Origin of the sequence: Pseudomonas sp. StFLB209 (genome assembly GCF_000829415.1) — a bacterium.
In the GTDB taxonomy this organism is placed as follows: domain Bacteria; phylum Pseudomonadota; class Gammaproteobacteria; order Pseudomonadales; family Pseudomonadaceae; genus Aquipseudomonas.
Genome location: NZ_AP014637.1, coordinates 524,612 through 550,245 on the forward strand (window position 1 = coordinate 524,612; position 25,634 = coordinate 550,245).

A 25,634-nucleotide genomic window follows, 5' to 3' on the forward strand; every position below is an offset into this window, starting at 1 on the left:
GAAGCCCTTCGCGGCTAAAGCCGCTCCTACGGGTTTGCAGACACCGAGCCGTCAAGCCACCTGCGGTTTGGCCGCCACATGGTCGAAGGTCGCCGGGTCCAGTGCGTCGGCCTGTTCATCGAGTACCAAACGCGGGTGGTCATTGCCCGGAATGCTGCTGTCGATCATCGCCAGCAGGCTGGCGCCGCGTGGGGTGAGGATGAAGTTGGTGCCGGTGCCGCCTTCCTGCTCGGGGCGGGGCTGGATGAAGCCGCGTTGCAGCAGCAGCGCTTCAAGATCCGCCGCCTGTTGCTTCAGGTGGTCCAGGTTGCCGGCGGGATCGCCTTGCGCGGCCTGGGCCTGGGCGTGATCTTCAGCGTATTGGCGCGGCGCAAAGGGCTGGCCTGCGCCGTTCTGTACTTCGTGCAGCAGACGTTCGATAAGGTCCCAATCGTAAGCCATGGTGTAAAACCTCCGTCCAGCATGGATGAGTGGCCCGCACCTTAACGGTGGCGGGCAGCTTCATCGGTTGTGACAGAGGGGGGTCAGCGGCGTTCAGAGCAATCGCCGGATGGTCGCCGGTTACTCGGCGGCCGGGGCTGGGGTGCTGCGCTTTTTCAGCGGCGCCAGGCCGTCCTGGCTGACCAGCTCAGACTTCGGCTTGTTGGCCGTGCGACGCTTGGTCGGGGTTTTGCTGGCGGTTTTTTTCTTGTCGCCCTTGGCGTCGGTCTTTTTCTTTTTGCCGACCGCTTTACCGGAAGCCTTGACCTTCTTCGGCCCGCTGTAGGTGCCTTTGAGTTCCTTGATCACCCGGCGCTCGAAGGTCTGCTTCAGATAACGCTCGACGCTCGACATCAGGTTCCAGTCGGAGTGGTCGATCAGCGAAATGGCCAGGCCTTCGCTGCCGGCACGGCCGGTACGGCCCACCCGGTGCACGTAGTCGTCGCCGCTGCGTGGCATGTCGAAGTTGATCACCAGGTCCAGACCGTCGATGTCCAGACCGCGGGCCGCGACGTCGGTGGCCACCAGCACTTTCGAGCCGCCTTGCTTGAAGCGGTCGATGGCCGCCTTGCGGTCTTTCTGGTCTTTGTCGCCGTGCAGCACGAAGGCTTTGATGTCTTGTGCGACCAAGCGCCCGTACAGGCGGTCGGCCCAGGCTTTGGTGTTGGTGAAGATGATTGCCTTCTGGTAGGTCTCGTTGGCCACCAGCCAGTTGATGATCGCCTCTTTGTGCTGGTCGTGGTCGGCGGTGATGATCTGCTGGCGGGTGCCTTCGGCCAGCTCGCTGACCTGGTTGAGCAGCAGGTGCTTGGGCTCGCGCAGGACTTTCTGGGTCATTTCGCGCAGCGCATTGCCGCCGGTGGTCGCCGAGAACAGCAGGGTCTGCTGACGGTTCGGGCATTCGCCGGTCAGCCGCTCGACGTCTTCCGAAAAGCCCATGTCGAGCATGCGGTCGGCTTCATCGAGCACCAGCACTTCGACCTTTTTCAGGTCCAGGTTGCCGGCATTGAGGTGTTCGAGCAGGCGACCCGGGGTGCCGATCAGGATGTCCGGAACCTTGCGCAGCATCGCGGCCTGGACCTTGAAGTCCTCGCCGCCGGTGATCATCCCGGCCTTGATAAAGGTGAACTGCGAGAAACGCTCGACCTCTTTGAGGGTTTGCTGGGCCAGCTCGCGGGTCGGCAGCAGGATCAGCGCGCGGATATCGACGCGCACCTGGGCCGGGCCGATCAGGCGATTGAGGATCGGTAGTACGAATGCAGCGGTCTTGCCGCTGCCGGTCTGCGCCGTAACCCGCAGGTCGTGCCCTTGCAATGCCAGGGGAATGGCCGCGGCCTGCACAGGTGTAGGCTCGGCAAACTTGAGCTCTTCCACGGCTTTGAGCAGGCGTTCGTGCAGGGCTAATTCGGAAAACACGGGTGCTACCTCGAAGAAATACAAAAATACAGGCGCATAGCGTAACGGTTTCCCGCGCCAACGCCGAATTTCTTTAGCGTGATTTACGGATTTTTGTCCGCCAGATCCATCGAACTTGTACGCCGCCGGCCGGTTCATAACAGGCAAGCCCCTTGTGATGGTTGTGTTATGGATCTTGTCGTTGCCCGCCCTGAAGGTCTGTACTGCCCGCCTGGCGACTTCTATATCGACCCGTGGCGCCCGGTAGAGCGGGCGGTGATCACCCATGGCCATGGCGACCACGCGCGCACCGGCAGCCGTCACTACTTGGCCACGGCCAGCGGTGAGGGCATCCTGCGCTGGCGGCTGGGCCAGGACATCAACCTGCAGACCCTCGAATACGGCGAGTGCATTAATCATCATGGCGTGACGGTGAGCCTGCACCCGGCCGGGCATGTGCTGGGCTCTGCGCAGGTGCGTCTGGAATACCAGGGCGAAGTCTGGGTGGCGTCGGGCGATTACAAGGTTGAGCCTGATGGGACCTGCGCCACCTTCGAGCCGGTGCGCTGTCATACCTTTATTACCGAGTCGACCTTTGGCCTGCCGATCTACCGCTGGACGCCACAGGCGCAGATTTTCGCCGGCATCAATGACTGGTGGCGCCAGAACGCCGCGCAGGGTAAAGCCAGCGTGTTGTTCGCCTATGCCTTTGGCAAGGCGCAGCGCATTTTGCATGGCATTGACCCCGAGATCGGGCCGATCCTGGCCCACGGCTCGGTCGAGCCATTGAACCGAGTCTATCGCGAGGGCGGTATTCGCATTCCTCCAACCCAATACGCCGGTGACTTCAAGAAGACTGACCCGGCGCTGCGCCAGGCGCTGATCATTGCGCCGCCATCGGCCGGTGGCAGCACCTGGATGAAACGCTTTGGTGACTACAGCGACGCTTTTGCCAGCGGCTGGATGATGCTGCGCGGCACCCGGCGGCGGCGCGGGGTGGACCGGGGCTTTGTGCTGTCGGACCACGCCGACTGGCCGGGGCTGTTGTGGGCCATCGAGCAGACCGGCGCCGAGCGGGTGATGGTCACCCACGGTTCGGTGGCGATTCTGGTGCGTTATCTGCGCGAGCTGGGCCTGGATGCCCAGGGGTTCAGCACTGAATACGGCGAGGAGGATGACGACCGTACGCCCGCCAGCGAGGAGCCTGCGGCATGAAAGCCTTTGCCGAACTTTATGCCCGGCTCGACGCCACCACCTCCAGCAACGCCAAGCTGGCGGCGTTGCATGACTATTTTGCCCAGGCGCCGGCCGAGGATGCAGCTTGGGCGGTGTACTTCCTGGCCGGTGGCCGACCACGGCAACTGGTGCCCAGCCGGGTGCTGCGTGAGCAGGCCACGGCGCTGAGCGACCTGCCGCCCTGGCTGTTCGAAGAAAGCTATCAGGCGGTGGGCGACCTGGCCGAAACCCTGTCGTTGCTGCTGCCCCATGCCGAACACAGCAACGATGAGGGCCTGGCAGTGTGGCTGGAGCAACACCTGCTGCCGCTACGTGGCCTGCCACCCGAGGAATTGGCCGAGCGGTTGCCGGCGTTGTGGGCGCAGCTGGACCGCAACAGCCTGATGGTGTGCATCAAGCTGATCACCGGCAGTTTTCGGGTCGGCGTGTCGAAGCTGTTGGTGACCCGCGCCCTCGCCGCACTGACCGGGCTGGACAGCAAGCGCATTGCCCAAAGACTGGTCGGCTATACCGACCTTTCGCACCGTCCTGGTGCGCAGGCTTATCTGAAACTCATCGCCCCGGAGTCTGACGACGAACACGCACAGCGCGGCGGCCAGCCCTACCCGTTTTTTCTGGCCCATGCGTTACAGCAGCCGGTCGAGCAGTTCGAGACCCTGCTCGGCCCCGCGCAAGACTGGCTGGTGGAGTGGAAATGGGATGGTATTCGGGCGCAACTGGTCAAGCGTGATGGGCAGTTGTGGGTTTGGTCGCGGGGTGAAGAACTGATGACCGAACGCTTTCCGGAGCTGCACAGCCTAGCCCAGATACTGCCCGACGGCACAGTGATCGATGGCGAAATAGTGGTCTGGAAAGCCGCCGAGACGCCTGCCGATGAAACAAAGGACTTTGCGCTCAGCGGTGAGCCCGACAACGCGCCTTGGGTACAGCCGTTTGCCCTGCTGCAACAACGCATTGGCCGCAAGACCTTGGGCAAGAAGCTGCTTGGCGATGCGCCGGTGGTGCTGCTCGGCTACGACTTGCTGGAGTGGCAAGGCGAAGACTGGCGCAGCCACCCGCAACACCAGCGCCGCGCGCAACTGGACCAGTTGATCGAGGCCAGCCAGAGCCCGGTGCTGCTGCCCTCGCCGGTACTGAGCGGGCAGAACTGGAAGGCGCTGGCCGAGCTGCGCGAAGACGCCCGCCGCCTGGGCGTCGAAGGGATGATGCTCAAGGCCCGCGAGTCCTTGTATGGGGTCGGGCGCACCAAGGACATGGGCGTGTGGTGGAAGTGGAAGCTCGACCCGTTCAGCGTCGATGCGGTGCTGATCTACGCCCAGCGCGGCCACGGCCGACGCGCCAGCCTGTACAGCGACTACACCTTTGCCGTGTGGGACAGCCCGCCCGGCAGCAGTGAACGCACCCTGGTGCCGTTCGCCAAGGCCTATTCCGGGCTGACCGATGAAGAAATGCGCAAGGTCGATGCAATCATCCGCAAGACCACCGTCGAAAAATTCGGCCCGGTGCGCAGCGTGACACCGACTCTGGTGTTCGAGCTGGGTTTTGAGGGCATTGCGTTGTCCAAGCGCCACAAGAGCGGCATCGCCGTGCGCTTTCCGAGGATGCTGCGCTGGCGCCAGGACAAACCGGTGGACGAAGCCGACAGCCTGGCGACGTTGCAGGATTTGCTGGGGTGATGAGCCGGTTTGGTGCAATCAAAAAACCATAGATTCATTTTGGTGCACATTTATAAATGCTCTGTGCTACCGCGACACCCGTAGGAGCTGCTTTAGCAGCGAAGGCCGCGAAGGCCAGGAAGACATCGCGGCTAAAGCCGCTCCTACAGGGCTCACCCCATACCGTTGATAAATGTAGAAATGCGACAAGCGCGTACATTTCAAACGCACGTTCGTCCTACTGGTTCAGAAATTGCTACCTCATGGCAGTCTGGCATCCGCCGGTAGCAGTTTTTAACTGCTGCGCCCCACTCTGGTTAGGATTGAATAATGAAAAAAGCCTGGTTGACCCTTTCTGCATTGGCCTTGTGTGTAGCCGCTGGTAGTGCGATGGCCAAGGAGTACAAGGAACTGCGCTTTGGCGTCGATCCGTCTTATGCGCCGTTCGAGTCCAAGGCCGCCGATGGCAGCCTGCAAGGCTTCGATATCGACCTGGGCAACGCGATCTGCAAAGAGCTGAAGGTCACCTGCAAATGGGTCGAAAGCGATTTCGACGGCATGATTCCGGGTCTGAAGGCCCGCAAGTTCGACGGCGTGATCTCGTCGATGACCGTCACCAAGGCCCGCGAGAAGGTCATCGACTTCTCCAACGAGCTGTTCTCTGGCCCGACTTCTTTTGTGTTCAAGAAAGGCTCAGGCCTGTCCGCCGACATCACCACCCTCAAGGGCAAAACCGTCGGCTACGAGCAAGGCACCATCCAGGAAGCCTATGCCAAGGCCGTGCTGGACAAGGCCGGTGTGAGCACCAAAGCCTACGCCAACCAGGACCAGGTCTACGCCGACCTGACCTCCGGCCGCCTGGACGCTTCGATCCAGGACATGCTGCAGGCTGAATTGGGTTTCCTGAAGTCGCCCAAGGGTGCCGACTATGAAGTCAGCGCGCCGGTCGACAGCGACCTGCTGCCGTCCAAGACCGCCATCGGTATCGCCAAAGGTAACACTGAGCTCAAGGAACTCCTGAACAAAGGTATCAAAGCGTTACACGACGACGGTACTTACGCTGAAATTCAGAAAAAGCACTTCGGTGATCTGAACCTGTACAGCGGCAAATAAAAAAGCCCCGACGCCCGGTGATTTAGGTGAGAATCCGCCGCCTTTTTACCGGGCGTTTTCGTTGCTGAAGGCTTTATCCATGCTCGACACTCTGCTGAACCATTTAGGACTCTCGGCGTTCAGCCTCAGGGGCTTCGGCCCGCTGTTGCTTGAAGGCACATGGATGACAATCAAACTCTCGCTGCTGTCGCTGGCCCTGAGCATCCTGCTCGGGTTGCTGGGCGCCAGCGCCAAGCTGTCTGGCTCGCCACTGCTGCGGGTCCCGGCGCAGCTTTACACCACCTTGATTCGCGGCGTGCCCGACCTGGTGCTGATGCTGTTGATCTATTACAGCCTGCAGACCGGGCTGACCATGCTCACCGATGCGCTGGAATGGGAATACATCGAGATTGACCCGTTCAGTGCCGGGGTCATCACCCTGGGCTTTATCTATGGTGCGTACTTCACCGAGACCTTTCGCGGCGCGATTTTGTCGGTGCCGCGCGGTCAGGTCGAAGCGGCAATTGCCTACGGCCTGGGGCGCAGCCAGCGGTTTCGCTACGTGGTGTTTCCGCAGATGATGCGTTTTGCCCTGCCCGGCATCGGCAATAACTGGCAAGTGCTGCTCAAGGCCACCGCACTGGTGTCGATCATCGGCCTGGCCGATCTGGTCAAGGCGTCCCAGGACGCCGGCAAGAGCAGCTATCAATTGTTCTACTTTCTGGTGGTGGCAGCGTTTATCTACCTGATGATCACCAGCGCTTCGAACCTGGCCCTGCGCTGGGCTGAACGGCATTACGCCACCGGCAGCCGGGAGGCCAGACGATGATTGAGCTTATCCAGGAATACTGGCGCCCGTTTCTGTACAGCGACGGCGTGCACCTGACCGGCCTGGCGATGACGATGTGGCTGCTAAGTGCCTCGATCGCCATGGGCTTTTGCCTGTCGATTCCGCTGTCGATTGCACGGGTTTCGGAAAACCGCTGGCTGCGCTGGCCGGTGCAGTTCTACACCTACGTGTTCCGTGGCACGCCGCTGTATATCCAGTTGCTGATTTGCTACACCGGCATCTACAGCATCGCCGCCGTGCGTGAGCAGCCGCTGCTCGATGCGTTTTTTCGCGATGCGATGAATTGCACGCTGCTGGCCTTCACCCTCAACACTTGCGCCTACACCACCGAGATTTTCGCCGGGGCGATCCGCAGCATGGCCCACGGTGAAATCGAAGCCGCCAAGGCCTACGGCTTGTCGGGCTGGAAGCTCTACGCCCATGTGATCATGCCCTCGGTGCTGCGCCGCTCGCTGCCGTACTACAGCAACGAGGTAATCCTGATGCTGCACTCCACCACGGTGGCCTTCACCGCCACCGTGCCGGACATTCTCAAGGTGGCGCGGGACGCCAACTCGGCGACTTTCATGACCTTTCAGTCGTTCGGCATCGCGGCGCTGCTGTACCTGACCATCACCTTTATTCTGGTCGGGCTGTTCCGCCTGGCCGAACGCCGCTGGCTGGCCTTTCTCGGCCCCGCTCACTAGGACTGCTCCCCATGCGTCAACTCACTCACGCGCTGGTGGCGCCAGTGCCGGGCACCGCGCGGCAGATTCACAGCTTCCACTACGGTCCGGAGCACGGCACCTGCAAGATCTACATTCAGGCCTCGCTGCACGCAGACGAACTGCCCGGCATGCTGGTGGCCTGGCACCTCAAGCAGCGTCTTGAAGAACTGGAGCGCGCCGGCAAGCTCAAGGGCGAAATCGTCGTGGTGCCGGTGGCCAACCCACAGGGCCTGGAGCAGGTGCTGATGGACACCCCGCTGGGCCGCTACGAGCTGGAAAGCGGGCAGAACTTCAACCGGCATTTTGTCGACCTGGCTGACCAGGTCGGCGACGCGGTGCAGGCGCAGTTGAACGCCGACCCACAGCACAACCTGCAAATGATCCGCGCCGCACTGCGTCAGGCGCTCGCGGCTCACAGCGCCGGCACCCAGTTGCAATCGCAACGGCTGACCTTGCAGCGCCTGGCTTGCGACGCCGATATGGTGCTGGACCTGCACTGTGACTTCGAGTCGGTGGAACACCTGTACACCACCCCCGAGGCCTGGCCGCAGGTCGAGCCGCTGGCACGTTACATCGGCGCCCAGGCCAGCATGCTGGCCACCGATTCGGGCGGTCAGTCGTTCGATGAATGCTTCAGCCTGGTCTGGTGGCAACTGCGCCAGCGCTTCGGTGAGCGGGTGCCGTTGGGCAGCTTCTCGGTCACCCTGGAGCTGCGCGGTCAAGGCGATGTCAGCCATGCCCTGGCCAGCCGCGACTGCCAGGCGATCATCCAGTACCTGATCGGCTTTGGCGCCATCGACGGCGACCAGCAACCCGCGCCGGCGCTGCTGTACCCGGCCACGCCGCTGGCCGCGGTCGAGCCGGTCGCCACCCCGGTCGGTGGCCTGCTGGTGTTCTGCGCCCTGCCTGGCGAGCACGTCGAAGCCGGGCAACTGATCGCCGATATCATCGACCCCATCAGCGATGCCGTGACCCAGGTTCGTGCACCGCAAGCCGGCCTGCTCTATGCCCGCTCGCTGCGGCGCATGGCCACCGCCGGCATGGTCATTGCCCACATCGCCGGCACCAAGGCCTGGCGCAGCGGCTACCTTCTTTCGCCATGAGAACCGATATGTACAAACTGACCATCGACGGCCTGCACAAGCGCTACGGCGATAACGAAGTGCTCAAGGGCGTGTCGCTCAAGGCCAAGAGTGGCGACGTGATCTGCCTGATCGGCGCCAGCGGCTCGGGCAAGAGCACCTTTTTGCGCTGCATCAACTTTCTTGAACAGCCCAACGACGGCGCCATGAGCCTGGACGGCAAGCCGGTGCGCATGGTTCAGGACAAGGACGGCATGCGCGTTGCCGACCCCGATGAGCTGCAACGCCTGCGCACCCGCCTGGCCATGGTGTTCCAGCACTTCAACCTGTGGGCGCACATGACCGTGCTGGAAAACGTCAGCATGGCGCCGCGCCGGGTGTTGGGCGTCCCCAAGGCCGAAGCCGAAGCGCGGGCGCGCAAGTACCTGGAGAAAGTCGGCCTGCCCGAGCGGGTTGCCGAGCAGTACCCGGCGTTTTTGTCAGGCGGCCAGCAACAGCGGGTAGCGATTGCCCGTGCCTTGGCGATGGAGCCGGACATCATGCTGTTTGATGAGCCGACTTCAGCGCTGGACCCGGAACTGGTCGGTGAAGTGCTCAAAGTGATCCAGGGCCTGGCCGAAGAAGGCCGGACCATGATTCTGGTCACCCACGAGATGGGCTTTGCGCGCAAGGTCGCGACCCAGGTGGTATTTCTGCATCAGGGCCAGATCATCGAGTCCGGGCATCCGGATGAGGTGCTCAATAACCCGCAGAGCGAGCGCTTGCAGCAATTTTTGAGCGGCAACCTCAAGTAATTGCCGTACTCAGGCCCTGTGGGAGATCGCCCGCCGCCTCGGCGCCGCGCTGTCGCGTAGCCAACACGCACCCCCGTAGGAGCAGCTTTAGCTGCGAAAGGCTTCGCAGCTAAAGCTGCTCCTACGGGAGGGCCTTGTAAATCAGCGATTTGTAATTTGTTTGATGAGAGGGGGCTCTGCCCGCGACAGGGCCAGTAAGACCGGCACATTTGCTGTGGATGTACCGCACCCTTCGTCGGCGAGGCCAACTCCCAGCGGACCGTGTTGGCCTTAACTGATCAGCATTGATCCCACGGCACCAACACATCACGGCTGCGGTCCCTATCCTGAGCCTTTCAGGAATGCGCCGTAGTTCATGAGCAGATCTGCCGATATCGCCCGGTCCTGGTTTCAGCGGCTGGGCTGGACGCCCTTCCCTTTTCAGAAGCAGGTCTGGGCCGCCGTGAAACGCGGCGAGTCCGGGCTGCTGCATGCCAGCACCGGCTCCGGCAAGACCTACGCGGTGTGGCTGGCGGCGCTCAATCGTTTTGTCGGCAAGACCAAAACACCGCCCAAGGGCAAGGACAAAAGCGCACCACTCACCGTGGTGTGGATCACCCCGATGCGCGCGCTGGCCGCCGATACCCAGCGCGCGCTCAGCGCGCCGCTGGCCGCGATGGAGATTGGCTGGTCGGTGGGCCTGCGCACCGGCGACACCACGAGCGGTGAACGAGCCAGGCAAAGCCGACGCCTGCCCTCGGCACTGGTCACCACCCCGGAAAGCCTGACCCTGCTGCTGGCCCGCGCCGACGCCGAGGTCGCCATGGGCCATCTACAGATGGTGGTGGTCGATGAATGGCACGAGCTGATCGGCAATAAACGCGGCGTCCAACTGCAACTGGCCCTGGCCCGCCTGCGGCGCTGGAATCCGCACCTGGTGGTGTGGGGCATTTCCGCAACCCTGGGCAATCAGGAGCATGCGCGGCAGGTGCTGCTTGGCGATGCCGGTGTCAGCGTGCAGGGCAAGGTCGTCAAGGATCTGCAGGTCGACACCCTGTTGCCGCCCACTATCGAGCGTTTTCCGTGGTCCGGGCACATGGGTTTGTCGATGCTCAAGCAAGTGGTGGCCGAGGTGGATGCCAGCAGCAGTTGCCTGCTGTTCACCAATACCCGCTCGCAATCGGAGCTGTGGTATCAGGCACTGTTGCAGGCGCGCCCGGACTGGGCCGGTTTGATCGCCCTGCACCACGGCTCGCTGGCGCGGGAGGTGCGTGACTGGGTCGAGCGCGCCCTCAAGGACGGTCAGCTCAAGGCCGTGGTCTGTACCTCCAGCCTCGACCTGGGGGTGGATTTTCTGCCGGTCGAGCGGGTGCTGCAAATCGGCTCGGCCAAGGGCATTGCCCGCCTGATGCAGCGTGCCGGACGCTCCGGCCACGCGCCGGGCCGCCGCTCGCGAGTGACGTTAGTACCGACCCATAGCCTGGAACTGGTCGAAGCCGCGGCTGCTCAGGTCGCTGTGGCCGCACGCATGATCGAACCCCGGCACAGCCCGCACCAGCCGCTGGATGTGCTGGTGCAGCATCTGGTCAGCATGGCGCTGGGCGGCGGCTTCCTGCCTGACGAGCTGTATCAGGAAGTGCGCGGCGCCTGGGCTTACCGGAATCTGGACCAAACCCACTGGCAGTGGGCGCTGGCCTTTGTGCGCAGCGGCGGCCATTCGCTCACCGCTTACCCGGATTACCGCCGGGTCGAACCGGACGAGCACGGCGTATGGCGGGTGCCGGATGCGCGCCTGGCACGTCGGCACCGGATGAGTATTGGTACCATCGTCAGCGATGCCAGCATCAACGTGAAGTACTGGAAGAAAGGCAGCGGCTCGCTGGGCACAGTGGAGGAAGGCTTTATCGCCCGTCTGCGCCCTGGCGATAATTTTCTGTTCGGTGGCCGCTTGCTGGAGCTGGTACGGGTCGAGGACATGACCGCCTACGTCAAGCGTGCGACCGGCAAGAAGGCCGCCGTACCGCGCTGGAATGGCGGGCGCATGCCGCTGTCCAGTGAACTGGCCGCCGCAGTGGTCGCGCAGTTTGATGCAGCAGCGCATGGCGTATACGACAGCCCGCCGATGCAGGCGGTCAGGCCGCTGCTGGAAGTCCAGCGCCAGTGGTCGGCATTGCCGCAGAGTAACCGGCTATTGGTTGAAACCCTGAAGTCCCGCGAAGGCTGGCACCTGTTCATCTACCCGTTCGCCGGCCGCCATGTGCATCTGGGGCTGGCCAGTTTGCTGGCCTGGCGATTAAGCCAACAAAGGCCGCTGAGTTTCTCGATGGCGGTCAATGATTACGGCCTGGAACTGCTCAGCGCCAGCGAGCTGGACTGGAACGCATTGCTGCATCAGGGCGATTTGTTCAGCGATGCCGACCTGGACCAGCACATCCTCGCCAGCCTCAATGCCAGTGAACTGGCGCAGCGACGCTTCCGGGAAATCGCCCGGATTGGCGGGCTGGTGTTTTCCGGCTACCCCGGCGCACCGAAAAGCACCCGCCAATTGCAGGCCTCCAGCGGCCTGTTTTTCGAGGTATTCAAGCAGTACGACGCCGATAATCGTCTGCTGCTCCAGGCCCATGACGAAGTGCTGAGCCTGGAGCTGGATTATCAGCGCCTGCAGGACACGTTGCAGAAAATGGCGCGCCTGCCCATGGACCTGCATGCCCTCAAGCGCGCCTCGCCGCTGGCCTTTCCGCTGCTGGTCGAACGCCTGCGCGAGAGCCTGAGCAGCGAGAAACTCGCCGATCGCATTGCGCGCATGGTGCGTGACCTGGAAAAAGCCGCCGGCCCGGAGCCTGACGCATGAGCGCATACCTGCCTGTACAACTGGCCGGGGAAACCCTGTGGCTGCTGGCCGACAAGGCGCTGTATTACCCAAGCCAGCAGACCCTGCTGATCGCCGACGCGCATTTCGGCAAGGCTGCTGCCTACCGGCGTCTGGGCCAGCCGGTGCCGCATGGCACGACTGACGCCAACCTGCGGCGGATCGACCGCCTGCTGGCCGACTATCCGACTGAACAGTTGATTTTTCTCGGTGATTTGCTGCACGCGCCACAATCACACGCGCCGGCCACCCTGGCGGCCTTGGCTGAGTGGCGCCAGCGGCATGTTGCGCTGAATATCTGTCTGATTCGCGGCAACCACGATAACCGGGCCGGCGACCCGCCCGGCTATCTGCGTATCAAGGTGGTGGACGCCCCGCTGCTGCTCGGCCCGTTTGCCTTGCAGCACGAGCCCGATCCGCACCCGACTCATCACGTGCTGGCCGGGCATGTGCATCCGGTGTTTACCTTGAAGGGCCGGGGGCGCCAGCGCTTGCGCCTGCCGTGCTTTGTGCTCGACGAGCAGGTCAGCCTGCTGCCAGCCTTCGGCGAATTCACGGGCGGGTATGGGGTCCAGGCACAACCGCGCCGACGCCTGTTTGTGGCAGGCGACGGCGGGGTCTGGGCGCTGGAAAGCTAGAATGTCAGGCCACAGGCGCAGGTGGCGGCTCATCCGGCACGGTTGGCACACCGGGTTCCTGGGGCTGATCGGGCTGCGGCGTGTCGGGGGTCGGCTGGCCTGGAATCCCGCCGCCCACCATATTCAGATGCTCGTCGGCCAACAACGACCAGGCCAGCAGGCCGATTTCGTTAAGCGGAGCAGCGTCTTGTCCAATGGGTTTTGAGTCAATCTTCATAGGCACTCCTGAGCGTCTGGTCACCCGCCTCAAAGGCGGGCAGAAACAGCTTGCTCAGTAGAGTGCCAAACAGGCTTTAAATTCCATGAAACAATCATGAAACCTTGCCCTGGACAAGCAGTCAGCGGCCACTCAGGTACGTGGCAGGGTCACGCCGCGCTGGCCTTGATACTTGCCGCCACGGTCCTTGTACGACACTTCGCACTCTTCATCGGACTCCAGAAACAGCATCTGCGCCACGCCTTCGTTAGCGTAGATCTTGGCCGGCAGCGTGGTGGTGTTGGAGAACTCCAGGGTCACGTGGCCTTCCCACTCGGGCTCGAGCGGGGTGACGTTGACGATGATGCCGCAGCGTGCGTAGGTGCTCTTGCCCAGGCAAATGGTCAGCACATTGCGCGGAATGCGGAAGTACTCGACGGTGCGGGCCAGGGCGAAGGAGTTTGGAGGAATGATGCAGACGTCGCTCTTGACGTCGACGAAGCTCTTCTCATCGAAGTTTTTCGGATCAACGGTCGCCGAGTTGATGTTGGTGAACACCTTGAATTCATCGGCGCAACGCACATCGTAACCATAGCTTGACACACCGAAGGAGATCAGCCGGTCGGCGCCCTCACCGCGCATCTGGCGCTCGACGAAAGGCTCGATCATGCCGTGCTCTTGCGCCATGCGGCGAATCCACTTGTCCGATTTGATGCTCATGGCGGTGTCCTGAAATAGCAAGGTGAAAAATATGCGGGCATCTTACCGGTCCACGCCGTCTCGTACAAAGGCCAAAAGGCTGCCGGACCCTGTGCAGGGCCACGGCGGGCAGCCATTGTTTGGCAATACAAATAATCCTCAGATGCCCATTGGCGTTTGCAGGAAAAAGGGTTAAGGTGGCGCCACTGTGTTGCTTGTGTCACTGAGAATCTCTACACGATGTTGAATATCACCATCACCATGAATTTCCAGCTCTTTGCACTCAGTCTCGGCCAGGGTGTTTCCTGAGTCGCAGTTAACTTTGTCCAAGGAGATGTATCATGTCCAATCGCCAAACCGGTACCGTTAAGTGGTTCAACGATGAGAAAGGCTTCGGCTTCATCACTCCACAATCCGGTGACGACCTGTTCGTACACTTCAAAGCTATCCAGATCGATGGCTTCAAAACCCTGAAAGAAGGCCAGCAAGTTACTTTCGTCGCTACCCGCGGCCAGAAAGGCATGCAGGCTGAAGAAGTGCAAATCGCTTAATTTGCGCTGACTCGCTTCAAAAAACCCCGCCCACAAAGCGGGGTTTTTTTATGCCCGGAATTTACCGTGGTGCTTGCCGCCACGCGGAACCCCGTAGGAGCGGCCGGGCGGCGATCCGCTTCAGCCGCGAATTCCCTTCGCTGCTAAAGCAGCTCCTACGGCCGCCATCGGTTGCAAGGATGTGATCAGTCGTCGCTGACCGAGATCGTTGGCATCGCCGGGCTGGCCGCTTCCTGCAGCACAATCCGCGCGCCCACCTGGCGGGCCAGCTCCTGATAAATCATCGCAATCTGGCTCTCAGGCTCAGCGATGGCAGTGGGTTTGCCGCCATCGGCCTGTTCGCGGATCAGCATCGACAGTGGCAATGAGGCCAGCAGATCGACGTTGTAATGACTGGCCAGTTTCTCGCCGCCACCCTCACCGAACAGATGCTCGGCATGCCCGCAGTTCGAGCAGATATGCACAGCCATGTTCTCGACCACGCCCAACACCGGGATGTTGACCTTGCGAAACATCTCCACGCCCTTCTTCGCATCCAGAAGCGCCAGATCCTGCGGGGTGGTGACGATCACCGAGCCGGCCACCGGCACCTTCTGCGCCAGGGTCAACTGGATATCACCGGTACCCGGCGGCATGTCGATGACCAGATAATCCAGGTCGTTCCAGGCGGTCTGGGTCACCAGTTGCAGCAAAGCGCCGGAGACCATCGGCCCGCGCCAGACCATCGGCGTGTTGTCGTCGGTGAGAAACGCCATCGACATCACTTCAACGCCATGCGCCTCGATGGGCACGAACCACTTCTGGTCCTTGACCTTCGGCCGGGTGCCTTCAGGGATGCCAAACATGATGCCCTGGCTGGGGCCGTAGATATCCGCATCGAGAATGCCGACCCGCGCGCCTTCACGGGCCAGTGCCAGGGCCAGATTGGCAGCGGTGGTCGATTTGCCGACCCCGCCTTTGCCAGAGGCCACAGCGATGATGTTTTTCACGTTGGCCAGGCCAGGCACTTGGCTCTGGGCCTTGTGTGGCTGAATGTTTGTGGTGACGCTGACGCTGGCCGAACTCACTCCGTCCAGGCCTTCGATAGCGGTTTGCAGAATCTGCGCCCAGCCCTTGCTGAACAGCCCGGCGGCATAGCCCAGCTCCAACTGCACGCTGACCCGGCCGCCGTCGATGTCGATGGCCCGCACGCAACCGGCGCTGACCGGGTCCTGGTTGAGATAAGGGTCGGTGTACTGGCGAAGAATAGTCTCCACCGCTGCGCGGCTCACTGCGCTCATGGACTGGCTCCGAATAGAAACTTGAGTAAAACAGGCGGCTATCCTACCCGTTATGACGGGCGGTGCCATGTTTTCGCCGCAACATCGCAGGATGAAAAAAAAACCGCGGGCCTTTATAGTGGCCGATCCGTGTATGACTTAAGTAGCCGAGCCCCATGTCCGAGCCCCGCAAGATTCTCGTAACCAGCGCCCTGCCCTATGCCAATGGTTCCATCCACCTTGGCCACATGCTTGAGTACATCCAGACCGACATGTGGGTGCGTTTCCAGAAGCACCGCGGCAACCACTGCACCTACGTCTGCGCGGACGACGCTCACGGCTCGGCCATCATGCTGCGCGCGGAAAAGGAAGGCATCACCCCGGAACAGCTGATCGACAACGTCAAGGCTGAACACAGCACCGATTTCGCCGATTTTCTGGTCGACTTCGACAATTTCCACTCCACGCACTGCGAAGAGAACCGTGAGCTGTCGAGCCTGATCTACACCCGCCTGCGCGATGCTGGTCATATTGCCACCCGTTCGGTGACCCAATATTTCGACCCCGACAAGAAGATGTTCCTCGCCGACCGCTTCATCAAGGGCACCTGTCCGAAATGCAGCGCTGAAGACCAATACGGCGACAACTGCGAAAAATGCGGCGCGACCTACGAGCCGACCGAGCTGAAAGACCCGAAATCGGCGATTTCCGGTGCCACGCCGGTGCTCAAGGACTCCAAGCACTTCTTCTTTGACCTGCCGGCCTTCCAGGACATGCTCCAGGCCTGGACCCGCAGCGGCACCCTGCAAGACGCAGTAGCCAACAAACTGGCCGAATGGCTCGACAGCGGCCTGCAGCAATGGGACATCTCCCGTGACGCACCGTACTTCGGCTTCGAAATCCCTGACGAGCCGGGCAAGTACTTCTATGTCTGGCTGGATGCGCCCATCGGTTACATGGCCAGCTTCAAGAACCTCTGCGCACGCCGCCCGGAGCTGGACTTCGACGCGTACTGGAACAAGGACCCGACCACCGAGCTGTATCACTTCATCGGCAAGGACATCGTCAACTTCCACGCGCTGTTCTGGCCGGCCATGCTCGAAGGCGCCGGCCTGCGCAAGCCAACCGGCATCAACGTGCACGGCTACCTGACCGTCAACGGCCAGAAGATGTCCAAGTCGCGTGGCACCTTCATCAAGGCCCGCACCTATCTGGACCACCTGTCGCCGGAATACCTGCGCTACTACTACGCAGCCAAACTGGGCCGCGGGGTCGACGACCTGGACCTGAACCTCGAAGACTTCGTGCAAAAGGTCAACTCTGACCTGATCGGCAAGGTGGTCAACATCGCCAGCCGCTGCGCCGGGTTCATTCACAAGGGCAACGCTGGCGTACTGGTCGACAGCAACATCGCGCCAGAACTGACCGCTGCATTCCAGGCTGCCGCGCCGAGCATCGCCGAGGCCTATGAGGCCCGCGACTTCTCCCGCGCCATGCGCGAGACCATGGCCCTGGCCGACCGCGCCAACGCCTTTATTGCTGACAAGGCACCTTGGTCGCTGGCCAAGCAGGAAGGCAAGCAGGACGAGGTGCAGGCCATTTGCGCACTGGGCATCAACCTGTTCCGTCAGTTGATCATCTTCCTCAAGCCGGTGCTGCCGAAACTGGCCGCCGATGCCGAGCAGTTCCTCAATGTGGCACCGCTGACCTGGAACGACCACCAGACCCTGCTGGCCAACCATCAACTCAATCCGTTCAACGCGCTGATGACCCGTATCGACCCGGCCAGGGTCGAGGCAATGGTCAGCGCATCGAAAGAAGACCTGGCGGCCAGCACCGAGCCTGCGGCCCCGCAAGGCAACGGCGAATTGACCAAGGACCCGCTGTCGCCCGAGATCGAGTTCGACGCCTTTGCTGCCGTGGACCTGCGGGTGGCGCTGATCGTCAAGGCCGAGCACGTCGAGGGTGCCGACAAGCTGCTGCGCCTGACTCTGGATATCGGTGATCAGCAGCGTAACGTGTTCTCCGGAATCAAGAGCGCCTACCCGGACCCGAGCAAGCTTGAAGGTCGCCTGACCATGATGATCGCCAACCTCAAGCCGCGCAAAATGCGCTTTGGCGTTTCCGAAGGCATGGTGATGGCAGCCGGTCCTGGCGGTGAAGAGATCTACCTGCTCAGCCCGGACAGCGGCGCCAAGCCAGGTCAGCGCATCAAGTGACACTCGGCAAAGCCCGATAACTGCGCATGCAGCTATCGGGCGTCAGGGTGCCTTTAAAAACGTAGGCAAAGCAGTCAGAGCAAGGCAAAAACAGGCAAGCAAGCGCAATTTACGGGTTGTAAATGAGCATTGCGTGCCTGTCTTTTTAACGCAGCGATGACAACGCAGGTAGTTTTTAGAGGTGCCCTTTTGCCTGCCTGGTGCCCTGTTCAACGAGTAACCGCAACATGAGCCTGATTCAACGCATTGATGCCTTGCTGCCCCAGACCCAGTGCGGCAAGTGTGGCCATCCCGGCTGCCTGCCTTATGCACAAGGTATTGCCAGCGGCGAAGCCATCAACAAGTGCCCACCCGGCGGCACTGAAACCATTGCCAGCCTGGCACAACTGCTGCGCATCCCGGCCTTGCCTCTGGACACTGAACGTGGTGCGGCACCGGCCCAGGTGGCCTTTATCCGTGAAGCCGAATGCATCGGTTGCACCAAGTGCATCCAGGCCTGCCCGGTGGACGCTATCGTGGGTGCAGCGAAAATGATGCACACCGTGCTGGTTGACGAATGCACCGGCTGCGATCTGTGCGTAGCGCCTTGCCCGGTCGATTGCATTGACCTGCTGCCGCTGCCATCGGCCAATGTAGTGCCCATCGTCGGAGATCTGGCGTATGACGCTGCACAATTGCAGGCCCGCGACCGCAAGCGTAATCACGCCCGTCAGCGCTATGAACAACGCACGGCACGCTTGCGCCGCGAGCAAGAACAACGTCAGGCACGCAGCCACAAGCCTCAGCCAGCGCCTGGCAGGGCAGTCGAAAGGCAAATACCGACGCCGCGCAACAATCAGCCCCAGAACGACCAGGCCCTGAAGCAGGCCAGGATCACCCTGAACTTGAGCCGAGCCCAATTGAACAGGTCTCTCAAAGCCTTTGGTCATCCGCCGATCCGTGAGCAGGCCATGCGCTTGCTGCAGATGCAGCATGAAGTCCAGGCAGCCGAGCAGGCCGTAGCAGCGCTTGAGCAAGCCCCCGCGCCCTCTCCCGCCGCCGTGCAGCCGGCCAGCAAGCCCGCCGGCGACCTCAAGCGTGCCAAGATCCAGCTGGCCATGGCCCGTGCAGCCTTGAGCAAGGCTCAGGCAAACAATGAGCCTGCATCACAGCTGGCCATGCTAAGTGTTCAATTACACAATGCCGAACAGGCCGTCCAGGCCGCAGAACAGCCATAAGGGCTCATAGAAGCCCGATCAGGAAACCGACCATGAACGCCGCCAAACGCCAGGAGATCTTCCGCAGGCTCCACGAAGACAATCCTGACCCGAAAACCGAACTGGCCTACACCACCCCTTTCGAGCTGCTGATTGCCGTGATTCTCTCCGCGCAGGCGACCGATGTCAGCGTCAACAAAGCCACCGCGCGTCTGTACCCGGTAGCCAACACACCGCAGGCGATCTACGCGCTGGGCGTGGAAGGGCTGTCGGAGTACATCAAGACCATCGGCTTGTATAACAGCAAGGCGAAAAATGTCATCGAGACCTGCCGCCTGCTGGTCGAGCAGCACAACGGTGAAGTGCCACAGACCCGCGAAGCCCTCGAAGCGCTTCCGGGAGTGGGGCGCAAGACCGCGAATGTGGTGCTCAATACCGCGTTTCGGCAGATCGCCATGGCGGTGGACACGCACATTTTCCGGGTCAGTAACCGTACCGGGCTGGCACCCGGCAAGAACGTGGTCGATGTTGAGAAACAGCTACTTAAGTTCGTCCCGAAAAATTACCTGATGGATGCGCACCACTGGCTGATCCTGCATGGCCGGTATGTCTGTGTCGCCCGCAAGCCACGCTGCGGCAGTTGCCGGATCGAAGACCTGTGCGATTTCAAGGAAAAAACCTCCGACGATTGAGTAATAGCTTCAACTACCGCCAGGCGATTGAAAAAATCTTTTTTACCAAGGCACGGAATGGCGATATAAGAGGCGCCAACAGGGTGGCTCTAAAAACGTAAACGCCCAGCCCGCAGGCAGTTTTTAGAGGTGCCTGATCGCCAAGCCTGGAGTCAACTTGCATGAGCACCGGCAAAGAGCAACTGGATGTAGACGTAGTAGAAGACGAATTCGCCAACGAATCAGATGATGCCGAAACCCGGACTGCCGAACCCGCAAAGACCAATCTGAGCAAACGCCGCACAATCGACAACTTGCTCGAAGAGCGGCGCCTGAAACGGGAACTGGCCGACTACGACTTCGATCTCTGATCGGAACTGCCGTATCCCAAGCCTCTCTGATGAGAGGCTGAGTATTGTTGCCAACCTGATCACGCCAACCCGTTACGCTGCGCCAGCTCGATGAGATCGACCAGCGAATGCGCATTGAGCTTGAGCAGCAGGCGCGTTTTGTAGGTGCTGACTGTCTTGTTGCTGAGAAACATGCTGTCGGCGATTTCCTTGTTGGTCTTGCCCCGGGCCAACTGCTGCAGCACCATCATTTCCCGCCCGGACAAGCGATCCACCATATCCGCCTCACTGGCATTGCCCATGCTGGAGCGCACCGTGTGCAGAGCCTGGTTGGGGAAGTAGCTATAGCCAGACAATACGGCCTTGATCGCGCTAAGCAATTCAGTGAGGTCCTGCTGTTTGCAGACATAGCCCGCCGCACCGGCCTGCATGCAACGCATTGAAAAATGCCCCGGCGATTGTGAGGTCAGGATCAGCACCTTGAACGGCAGCGCCATGGCCGACAACCGGGCAATCACCTCAAGACCGTCGAGCTTGGGAATGCCGATGTCGAGGATCACGATATCCGGCAGGTGCTCACGCGCCAGTTGCAAGGCATCTACTCCGTTGTCGGTTTCGGCGACAACCTCGTAACCATGGCGCTCCATCAGCATCCGTACAGCCAGGCGAATGACAGGATGATCATCCACGATCAGCACTTTATTCATGGTGCAGTCCAATTTTTGCTATTCGAATTTTCGGAGCCAGCACAATAGCCTAGTCGTTTAGTAGTTTGCATGGCGCACGCCCCATAAGACCAACACCCAAAGACCATTCCCACCCTTAGAAGAGAACTTTCCTACAAATCTTGCCATAAGCAGCTGGATTTTAACTTCTATCACAAGTCTTCTCCTTCGCAATCCGATGCACTGACCAACCTCTCCATGCCCCATAAAAAACCATGTTGAAGGGCCGCCCATCATCGGCTTGCGAGCCTTAACTTTTCCTGTCGAGACACGTGAATCAAACAAGACACGCTTGCAAACCGCCATGTGTTTACACACCTTCACGCGATTACTTTGCTGGTTTCAGGTTTTGTACGAAAACTGCGGCATTCGGCCATGCTGCGTAAAATCCGGACCGTTGCCAACAGCCACCAATTAGCCACTAACTGCACCGTGCCATCCATGGCCAGGCAACACCAGCGCCGGGCCATTTGCCAGCGCCTTGTTTAAAACTACACGTAACCGAATGCCCTTTTCATACACATATCTATTTCAGGAGCACGACTACACAATATTCAGAAATACCTTACAAAATTTCGCTCGACTCTTTATGAATTTCTTGTCACTCCATACAGACCAAACGCCTCAAAGCCCGCCCCGGCGGCACCGCCAACGACGATGAGCTAACAGCATGTGCTTATCGGAATCCACCCTTAAACAGCTAAAGGGGAAATAACCTACAGCACGAACAGACGCTGCCTGGGCGCTCGTAAGACCAATACCACAGCCTCAAGCGCACGGTTCTGGAGTACAACTTTTTTACTTGCAATTCCTATTGTCAATCGTTACTTTTTTGACAAAGCACCCCTGCTTACAGCACATAAACCGTTCATTAAGACAAACAACTAACACAACCGTCTTCAATGAAAGTTATGAAACCGTGCCCACCCGACAACGTGCCTGTCAGTAGGGAATAAATGACGCACGCCGCATGGCCGCGCAGCAACAGTAAGTTTGACCTGCTGACTCTTTTTGAATGGCCATGTGTATAACCATGTTCAAAAGGAATAGATCATGAACAGCAAACCCGTACCCGCTTTGTGCCTCCCCCTGTCACCCCTGGACCTGGCCGCTGCCGTTGAGGACTTCGTGGCCCAAGGGGGGGTTATCGCCATCATCCCCCAAGGAGAAACAGCCGAACCGGTTGAAACGGTTACGCCTGAAAATCTGACCGTCACAGCGCCGGAAAAACTGCAACTGCTCAGGCTGCTGGCGGCCAAAGGTGCCGGTGTTTCATCCTTGCAGTATTCGCTTAAGATGAACAGGAAGGATATTCGTCAGTTGGCACAACAACATGACATCAAGATCAACTTCAGCCGCCCCATACAGGCGCAGCGTAATGGGCCAGACACGCCACTTCGCGACATTGATGATGTAACGGCCGGACATGCCATGCACTATTCAAGCCTGGGCTACAGCACAGCCGAAATCGCCAGAATCCTCGGGCTAAGCGTGCGCGAGGTTCTCGACATCGGTAAAGCCTATCGCTTTGAATTCAGCAACCATCAGGTTTGACCCGCGATCGCCAACAATCGGCCCTGCCGTTCAGGAGTCAAATAATGTTCCTTTTTAATCGCATCATGAACCCTATTAGTGTCATCGCACTGTTCGCCGCGCTGTCAGAAGCCTCGGCGGCCACGGTATTGCCCTATCTGGACACTGACAGCCGCCAGGTTTATATCTGGTTTCTGATTGTTTTCCCCACCACCCTGGTGGTGATGTTTTTCCTGACCTTGAATTTCAATGCCAGGGTATTGTATGCCCCCTGCAAATGCTTTTATCAGGAAGACACCCAAACCTGAAAAATAGCCAGACTTTAACACGCAGTAAAAACGGGACAGCGGAGGTAGGAAAGTTCAACAAACAGAGTCAGATTCCCTATACACGAGGGTAAGCCATTGAAAAAAACCAGTGGCCATAACGGATAAGCGCAACACAGCTCATTCATGCTGAAACGCCATCTGATGTTGATTATTAAAAACCCGCTATTATTAAAATCTTTTGCGGGCGCCCTTATTTGAGAGGCTTCATGCGCACACAACCCATAGACACCGAACCTGTTTTCGCCCCCCTCATAGAGATGGAACGATCATGTCTAAACTCAAAGAATTTCGTGAACTGGAACATGCCCTGAAGTTGCAACAGGAAAAACTCGACATGCTGGCGCATGACGAGCGGCTCGGACGAGAACTTGAGTTCGAGAAAAAACTGATGTCATTGCTCAAGCGTTACCAGCTCGACCTCCGGGGCCTGCAGGATTTTATCCGCCCGGTCGAGCCGTCATCCGCACGGCTACTGCGCCAGAAGAGGACCTCCAAAAACGCAGCAAGGGCACCCAAGGGCACCCCTGTTGCCGTGCAGACAGCTTAAAACCAGGGTCTGCAGCCCCGGACAGGGCTGCAGACGACCGATCAGAAGAACTTGCGGTTCTTGTTGGCTGCGATGCGCATACGCAGTGCATTGAGCTTGATAAAGCCCGCCGCGTCAGCCTGGTTGTAAGCACCGCCATCCTCTTCGAAGGTGGCGATGTTGGCGTCGAACAGCGAGTCGTCCGACTTGCGACCCGTCACGATCACGTTGCCCTTGTACAGCTTCAGGCGCACGACGCCATTCACGTGAACCTGGGAAGCATCGATCATCTGTTGCAGCATCAGACGCTCAGGGCTCCACCAGTAGCCGGTGTAGATCAGGCTGGCGTACTTCGGCATCAGCTCGTCTTTGAGGTGCGCCACTTCACGGTCCAGGGTGATGGACTCGATGGCACGGTGGGCACGCAGCATGATGGTGCCGCCCGGAGTTTCATAGCAGCCGCGGGACTTCATGCCCACGTAGCGGTTTTCCACGATGTCCAGACGACCGATGCCGTTCTCGCCGCCGATGCGGTTCAGTTCGGCCAGAACCTGGGCTGGTGTCAGCTCCTTGCCGTCGATGGCAACGATGTCACCGCCACGGTAGGTCAGCTCGATGTAGGTCGGGGTGTCCGGGGCCGACTCTGGCGACTTGGTCCAGCGCCACATGTCTTCTTCATGCTCGGTCCAGGTGTCTTCCAGCACGCCGCCTTCATAGGAAATGTGCAGCAGGTTGGCGTCCATCGAGTACGGCGACTTCTTCTTGCCGTGACGCTCGATCGGGATCGCGTGCTTTTCGGCGTAGTCCATCAGTTTCTCGCGCGACAGCAGGTCCCACTCGCGCCATGGAGCAATCACCTTGACGCCTGGCTTGAGTGCGTAGGCACCCAGCTCGAAACGTACCTGGTCGTTGCCTTTGCCAGTCGCGCCGTGGGAGATGGCGTCAGCGCCAGTCTCGTTGGCGATCTCGATCAGGCGCTTGGCGATCAGTGGACGAGCGATGGAAGTACCCAGCAGGTACTCGCCTTCGTAGACAGTGTTGGCACGGAACATCGGGTAGACGAAATCGCGCACGAACTCTTCGCGCAGGTCGTCGATGTAGATCTCTTTAACGCCCATGGCCTGCGCTTTGGCGCGAGCCGGCTCGACCTCTTCGCCCTGGCCCAGGTCAGCGGTGAAGGTCACCACTTCGCAGTTGTAAGTATCTTGCAGCCACTTCAGGATCACCGAAGTGTCCAGGCCACCGGAATACGCCAGTACGACCTTGTTTACGTCCGCCATGCCATCACTCCACCGGGTTGTACGGAAAACCGTTGATTCTACCGTTCAAACCCGCAGATTTACAGTGGCGCGACAGCTTGTGATTGCCAGGCGACAGACGTAGCACCCAGAACTGTCCGACCTGACGCCCGCCTGAAAGCCCCTTTGGCTCAACACTGTTCGATCATACCGGTGGGAGTCAGGTTGCTGGCGAAGACGGCAGCATATTCGCAGCAGATGCTGTGACGTTACCGGCCTCTTCGCGAGCAGGCTCGCTCCCAACGGCTGCATACCCGCTCGTGCGGGGCAAGGGCTGCGATCAGGACGTTTTGGCAGCAGCCGGGGTCTTGGCGGTTGGCGCGGCAGACGCCGCTGGTGCAGCCGGCGCTGCTTCCGCAGGCGTGGCAGGTGCCGGGCGTTCGGTCGGGGCAACCCGCTCCAGCTGCACATTGACCCGCCGGTTACGGGCGCGATTGGCGTTGTTGGTGTTGGCCGCCAGCGGATAACGCTCGCCATGAAAACGCAGGGTGATCTGTTCTTCCGGCACACCATTGGCCTTCAGGTAGTCCATCACCGCCAGCGCCCGGCGCCGCGACAGGTCGCGGTTGGTCAGGCGATTGCCACTGTTGTCGGAGTGCCCGTCCAGTTCAACGTGGTTCACGGTCGGGTCGGCCTTCATGTAGGCCAGCATGTTGTCCAGGCGCGCCTTGGCCTTGGCGTCGAGCTCGATCCCGCCACCCGGAAAGCCGACCTCGGTCTGTTTGATCTGCTCGAAGTTCATCGGCAACAGCTTGGCCGTGCACGCCTGATACTCGCCAAAGGCTTCACGAAACCTTGCGGGCAACAGGCGCACTTCCATATTGCCGCCGCCATCTCGGGCATAGTGACGAATCACCGGGCTGCGGCCTTCGAGCAAGCCGTTGATCAGCCTGCCAGCCTGAGCCTGCGAAGAATTGAACGGGAATTCGCCGTTACCGACCCGCACTGCGCCCAGGTTGATATCACCACGACCGGGTTGCCATGGCGCAGCGGCGGCCAGCAGTGTGGCTGACCCGGTGCCCATCATGTTGTAGGAAGCTTTCAGACGAAAGGTCGCCTGCTCACCGGCCTTGCGCACGAACTCACCCGCACCGAAGTCGGTGATCGGCTGGCTCAGTCGACACTCGAACTGATCGCCCTCAACCTTCCATTCAATGCTTTCCAGGCGCGTCTGGAAATTGACCGCCATCGCGGGAAGACTGGCGAACAGGCTGAGCAAGGCTAGATATTGGCGCACGGGAGGCTCCACCTAAAAATGACGCTAAAACAGAAAATGCCTACTTGAGGGCTATCGGTAACTTCCTA

25 protein-coding genes are annotated in these 25,634 nt (G+C 60.3%); 17 read left to right on the top strand and 8 right to left on the bottom strand.

Features of this window, described 5'->3' with window-relative positions; all coding sequences use genetic code 11:
* Positions 1–51 precede the first annotated feature (51 nt).
* Together PSCI_RS02365 and PSCI_RS02370 are read right to left on the bottom strand one after the other, a co-directional pair.
* A complete protein-coding gene (locus PSCI_RS02365; protein WP_045482340.1) occupies positions 52–441 on the bottom strand; it encodes a hypothetical protein in 390 nt (129 codons plus the stop codon).
* A gap of 120 nt (positions 442–561) precedes the next feature.
* Complete coding sequence (locus tag PSCI_RS02370) at positions 562–1,896, bottom strand: DEAD/DEAH box helicase (protein ID WP_045493702.1); 1,335 nt, start codon at positions 1,894–1,896, stop codon at positions 562–564.
* Between the two features lie 168 nt (positions 1,897–2,064).
* Here PSCI_RS02370 and PSCI_RS02375 point away from each other — a divergent pair, with 168 nt between their 5' ends.
* From PSCI_RS02375 to pdeM, 9 genes are all read left to right on the top strand, one after another.
* Entirely contained in the window at positions 2,065–3,090 is a 1,026-nt protein-coding gene (locus PSCI_RS02375) for a ligase-associated DNA damage response exonuclease (protein ID WP_045482343.1), read from the top strand.
* Positions 3,087–4,787: an ATP-dependent DNA ligase gene (locus tag PSCI_RS02380; protein ID WP_045482346.1), complete on the top strand. Its 1,701-nt coding sequence runs from the start codon at positions 3,087–3,089 to the stop codon at positions 4,785–4,787. Before PSCI_RS02375 ends, PSCI_RS02380 begins: the two co-directional genes overlap by 4 nt.
* 309 nt (positions 4,788–5,096) lie before the next feature.
* Positions 5,097–5,879: a transporter substrate-binding domain-containing protein gene (locus PSCI_RS02385; RefSeq protein WP_045482349.1), complete on the top strand. Its 783-nt coding sequence runs from the start codon at positions 5,097–5,099 to the stop codon at positions 5,877–5,879.
* Positions 5,880–5,958: 79 nt separating this feature from the next.
* The gene (locus PSCI_RS02390) at positions 5,959–6,687 is read left to right on the top strand and encodes an ABC transporter permease (protein WP_045482352.1); all 729 of its coding nucleotides are present in this window, start codon (positions 5,959–5,961) and stop codon (positions 6,685–6,687) included.
* Positions 6,684–7,394, top strand: a complete 711-nt coding sequence (locus PSCI_RS02395; RefSeq protein WP_045482354.1) for an ABC transporter permease — start codon at positions 6,684–6,686, stop codon at positions 7,392–7,394. The genes PSCI_RS02390 and PSCI_RS02395 overlap by 4 nt, the downstream gene beginning before the upstream one ends.
* An 11-nt stretch (positions 7,395–7,405) precedes the next feature.
* Positions 7,406–8,518 carry a succinylglutamate desuccinylase/aspartoacylase family protein gene (locus PSCI_RS02400; RefSeq protein WP_045482356.1) on the top strand — a complete coding sequence of 371 codons (1,113 nt, stop codon included), beginning with the start codon at positions 7,406–7,408 and terminating at the stop codon, positions 8,516–8,518.
* A gap of 8 nt (positions 8,519–8,526) precedes the next feature.
* A complete protein-coding gene (locus PSCI_RS02405) occupies positions 8,527–9,291 on the top strand; it encodes an ABC transporter ATP-binding protein (RefSeq protein WP_045482359.1) in 765 nt (254 codons plus the stop codon).
* Between the two features lie 355 nt (positions 9,292–9,646).
* A complete protein-coding gene (locus PSCI_RS02410; RefSeq protein ID WP_045482361.1) occupies positions 9,647–12,121 on the top strand; it encodes a ligase-associated DNA damage response DEXH box helicase in 2,475 nt (824 codons plus the stop codon).
* Positions 12,118–12,777 carry a ligase-associated DNA damage response endonuclease PdeM gene (gene pdeM, locus PSCI_RS02415; protein WP_045482363.1) on the top strand — a complete coding sequence of 220 codons (660 nt, stop codon included), beginning with the start codon at positions 12,118–12,120 and terminating at the stop codon, positions 12,775–12,777. Before PSCI_RS02410 ends, pdeM begins: the two co-directional genes overlap by 4 nt.
* Positions 12,778–12,781: 4 nt before the next feature.
* Here pdeM and PSCI_RS02420 read toward each other — a convergent pair whose 3' ends face one another.
* A complete protein-coding gene (locus PSCI_RS02420; RefSeq protein ID WP_045482365.1) occupies positions 12,782–12,994 on the bottom strand; it encodes a hypothetical protein in 213 nt (70 codons plus the stop codon).
* Positions 12,995–13,126: 132 nt separating this feature from the next.
* A complete protein-coding gene (gene dcd, locus PSCI_RS02425; protein ID WP_003184751.1) occupies positions 13,127–13,693 on the bottom strand; it encodes a dCTP deaminase in 567 nt (188 codons plus the stop codon).
* Between the two features lie 320 nt (positions 13,694–14,013).
* Here dcd and PSCI_RS02430 point away from each other — a divergent pair, with 320 nt between their 5' ends.
* Positions 14,014–14,223: a cold-shock protein gene (locus tag PSCI_RS02430; protein WP_045482367.1), complete on the top strand. Its 210-nt coding sequence runs from the start codon at positions 14,014–14,016 to the stop codon at positions 14,221–14,223.
* Between the two features lie 185 nt (positions 14,224–14,408).
* Here PSCI_RS02430 and apbC read toward each other — a convergent pair whose 3' ends face one another.
* Complete coding sequence (gene apbC / locus PSCI_RS02435) at positions 14,409–15,503, bottom strand: iron-sulfur cluster carrier protein ApbC (RefSeq protein ID WP_045482369.1); 1,095 nt, start codon at positions 15,501–15,503, stop codon at positions 14,409–14,411.
* 155 nt (positions 15,504–15,658) lie between these two features.
* Between apbC and metG the strand changes: the two genes are divergently transcribed.
* From metG to PSCI_RS02455, 4 genes are all read left to right on the top strand, one after another.
* Positions 15,659–17,701 (top strand): methionine--tRNA ligase, encoded by a 2,043-nt coding sequence (metG, locus tag PSCI_RS02440; RefSeq protein WP_045482371.1) that lies wholly within the window; start codon positions 15,659–15,661, stop codon positions 17,699–17,701.
* Between the two features lie 227 nt (positions 17,702–17,928).
* Positions 17,929–18,918 (top strand): electron transport complex subunit RsxB, encoded by a 990-nt coding sequence (gene rsxB / locus PSCI_RS02445; RefSeq protein WP_045482374.1) that lies wholly within the window; start codon positions 17,929–17,931, stop codon positions 18,916–18,918.
* A 32-nt stretch (positions 18,919–18,950) separates the two neighbouring features.
* Positions 18,951–19,589 (top strand): endonuclease III, encoded by a 639-nt coding sequence (gene nth / locus PSCI_RS02450; RefSeq protein WP_045482377.1) that lies wholly within the window; start codon positions 18,951–18,953, stop codon positions 19,587–19,589.
* Between the two features lie 161 nt (positions 19,590–19,750).
* Positions 19,751–19,939 carry a PA3496 family putative envelope integrity protein gene (locus PSCI_RS02455; protein ID WP_045482380.1) on the top strand — a complete coding sequence of 63 codons (189 nt, stop codon included), beginning with the start codon at positions 19,751–19,753 and terminating at the stop codon, positions 19,937–19,939.
* A gap of 59 nt (positions 19,940–19,998) precedes the next feature.
* On the opposite strand, the gene PSCI_RS02460 is transcribed toward PSCI_RS02455, so the two are convergent.
* Positions 19,999–20,625, bottom strand: coding sequence for a response regulator transcription factor (locus tag PSCI_RS02460; protein WP_045482383.1), 627 nt, complete (start codon positions 20,623–20,625; stop codon positions 19,999–20,001).
* Positions 20,626–21,696: 1,071 nt separating this feature from the next.
* Between PSCI_RS02460 and PSCI_RS02465 the strand changes: the two genes are divergently transcribed.
* The 3 genes from PSCI_RS02465 (at position 21,697) to PSCI_RS02475 (ending at position 23,052) form a co-directional block, all read left to right on the top strand.
* Complete coding sequence (locus PSCI_RS02465; protein WP_045482386.1) at positions 21,697–22,197, top strand: hypothetical protein; 501 nt, start codon at positions 21,697–21,699, stop codon at positions 22,195–22,197.
* A 44-nt stretch (positions 22,198–22,241) separates the two neighbouring features.
* Complete coding sequence (locus PSCI_RS02470) at positions 22,242–22,484, top strand: hypothetical protein (protein WP_045482390.1); 243 nt, start codon at positions 22,242–22,244, stop codon at positions 22,482–22,484.
* 289 nt (positions 22,485–22,773) lie between these two features.
* Complete coding sequence (locus PSCI_RS02475; RefSeq protein ID WP_052483339.1) at positions 22,774–23,052, top strand: hypothetical protein; 279 nt, start codon at positions 22,774–22,776, stop codon at positions 23,050–23,052.
* Between the two features lie 41 nt (positions 23,053–23,093).
* On the opposite strand, the gene PSCI_RS02480 is transcribed toward PSCI_RS02475, so the two are convergent.
* A complete protein-coding gene (locus PSCI_RS02480) occupies positions 23,094–24,311 on the bottom strand; it encodes an argininosuccinate synthase (RefSeq protein ID WP_045482393.1) in 1,218 nt (405 codons plus the stop codon).
* Between the two features lie 298 nt (positions 24,312–24,609).
* Positions 24,610–25,566 carry a flagellar protein MotY gene (locus PSCI_RS02485; RefSeq protein ID WP_045482396.1) on the bottom strand — a complete coding sequence of 319 codons (957 nt, stop codon included), beginning with the start codon at positions 25,564–25,566 and terminating at the stop codon, positions 24,610–24,612.
* Between the last annotated feature and the right edge of the window lie 68 nt (positions 25,567–25,634).

What these genes read in the sequence shown, in the direction of transcription:
- PSCI_RS02365 (WP_045482340.1), bottom strand. Translation starts at nt 441, where the DNA reads ATGGCTTACGATTGGGACCTTATCGAACGTCTGCTGCACGAAGTACAG.
- PSCI_RS02375 (WP_045482343.1), top strand. Translation starts at nt 2,065, where the DNA reads ATGGATCTTGTCGTTGCCCGCCCTGAAGGTCTGTACTGCCCGCCTGGC.
- PSCI_RS02380 (WP_045482346.1), top strand. Translation starts at nt 3,087, where the DNA reads ATGAAAGCCTTTGCCGAACTTTATGCCCGGCTCGACGCCACCACCTCC.
- PSCI_RS02385 (WP_045482349.1), top strand. Translation starts at nt 5,097, where the DNA reads ATGAAAAAAGCCTGGTTGACCCTTTCTGCATTGGCCTTGTGTGTAGCC.
- PSCI_RS02390 (WP_045482352.1), top strand. Translation starts at nt 5,959, where the DNA reads ATGCTCGACACTCTGCTGAACCATTTAGGACTCTCGGCGTTCAGCCTC.
- PSCI_RS02395 (WP_045482354.1), top strand. Translation starts at nt 6,684, where the DNA reads ATGATTGAGCTTATCCAGGAATACTGGCGCCCGTTTCTGTACAGCGAC.
- PSCI_RS02400 (WP_045482356.1), top strand. Translation starts at nt 7,406, where the DNA reads ATGCGTCAACTCACTCACGCGCTGGTGGCGCCAGTGCCGGGCACCGCG.
- PSCI_RS02405 (WP_045482359.1), top strand. Translation starts at nt 8,527, where the DNA reads ATGTACAAACTGACCATCGACGGCCTGCACAAGCGCTACGGCGATAAC.
- PSCI_RS02410 (WP_045482361.1), top strand. Translation starts at nt 9,647, where the DNA reads ATGAGCAGATCTGCCGATATCGCCCGGTCCTGGTTTCAGCGGCTGGGC.
- pdeM (WP_045482363.1), top strand. Translation starts at nt 12,118, where the DNA reads ATGAGCGCATACCTGCCTGTACAACTGGCCGGGGAAACCCTGTGGCTG.
- PSCI_RS02420 (WP_045482365.1), bottom strand. Translation starts at nt 12,994, where the DNA reads ATGAAGATTGACTCAAAACCCATTGGACAAGACGCTGCTCCGCTTAAC.
- dcd (WP_003184751.1), bottom strand. Translation starts at nt 13,693, where the DNA reads ATGAGCATCAAATCGGACAAGTGGATTCGCCGCATGGCGCAAGAGCAC.
- PSCI_RS02430 (WP_045482367.1), top strand. Translation starts at nt 14,014, where the DNA reads ATGTCCAATCGCCAAACCGGTACCGTTAAGTGGTTCAACGATGAGAAA.
- apbC (WP_045482369.1), bottom strand. Translation starts at nt 15,503, where the DNA reads ATGAGCGCAGTGAGCCGCGCAGCGGTGGAGACTATTCTTCGCCAGTAC.
- metG (WP_045482371.1), top strand. Translation starts at nt 15,659, where the DNA reads ATGTCCGAGCCCCGCAAGATTCTCGTAACCAGCGCCCTGCCCTATGCC.
- rsxB (WP_045482374.1), top strand. Translation starts at nt 17,929, where the DNA reads ATGAGCCTGATTCAACGCATTGATGCCTTGCTGCCCCAGACCCAGTGC.
- nth (WP_045482377.1), top strand. Translation starts at nt 18,951, where the DNA reads ATGAACGCCGCCAAACGCCAGGAGATCTTCCGCAGGCTCCACGAAGAC.
- PSCI_RS02455 (WP_045482380.1), top strand. Translation starts at nt 19,751, where the DNA reads ATGAGCACCGGCAAAGAGCAACTGGATGTAGACGTAGTAGAAGACGAA.
- PSCI_RS02460 (WP_045482383.1), bottom strand. Translation starts at nt 20,625, where the DNA reads ATGAATAAAGTGCTGATCGTGGATGATCATCCTGTCATTCGCCTGGCT.
- PSCI_RS02465 (WP_045482386.1), top strand. Translation starts at nt 21,697, where the DNA reads ATGAACAGCAAACCCGTACCCGCTTTGTGCCTCCCCCTGTCACCCCTG.
- PSCI_RS02470 (WP_045482390.1), top strand. Translation starts at nt 22,242, where the DNA reads ATGTTCCTTTTTAATCGCATCATGAACCCTATTAGTGTCATCGCACTG.
- PSCI_RS02475 (WP_052483339.1), top strand. Translation starts at nt 22,774, where the DNA reads ATGTCTAAACTCAAAGAATTTCGTGAACTGGAACATGCCCTGAAGTTG.
- PSCI_RS02480 (WP_045482393.1), bottom strand. Translation starts at nt 24,311, where the DNA reads ATGGCGGACGTAAACAAGGTCGTACTGGCGTATTCCGGTGGCCTGGAC.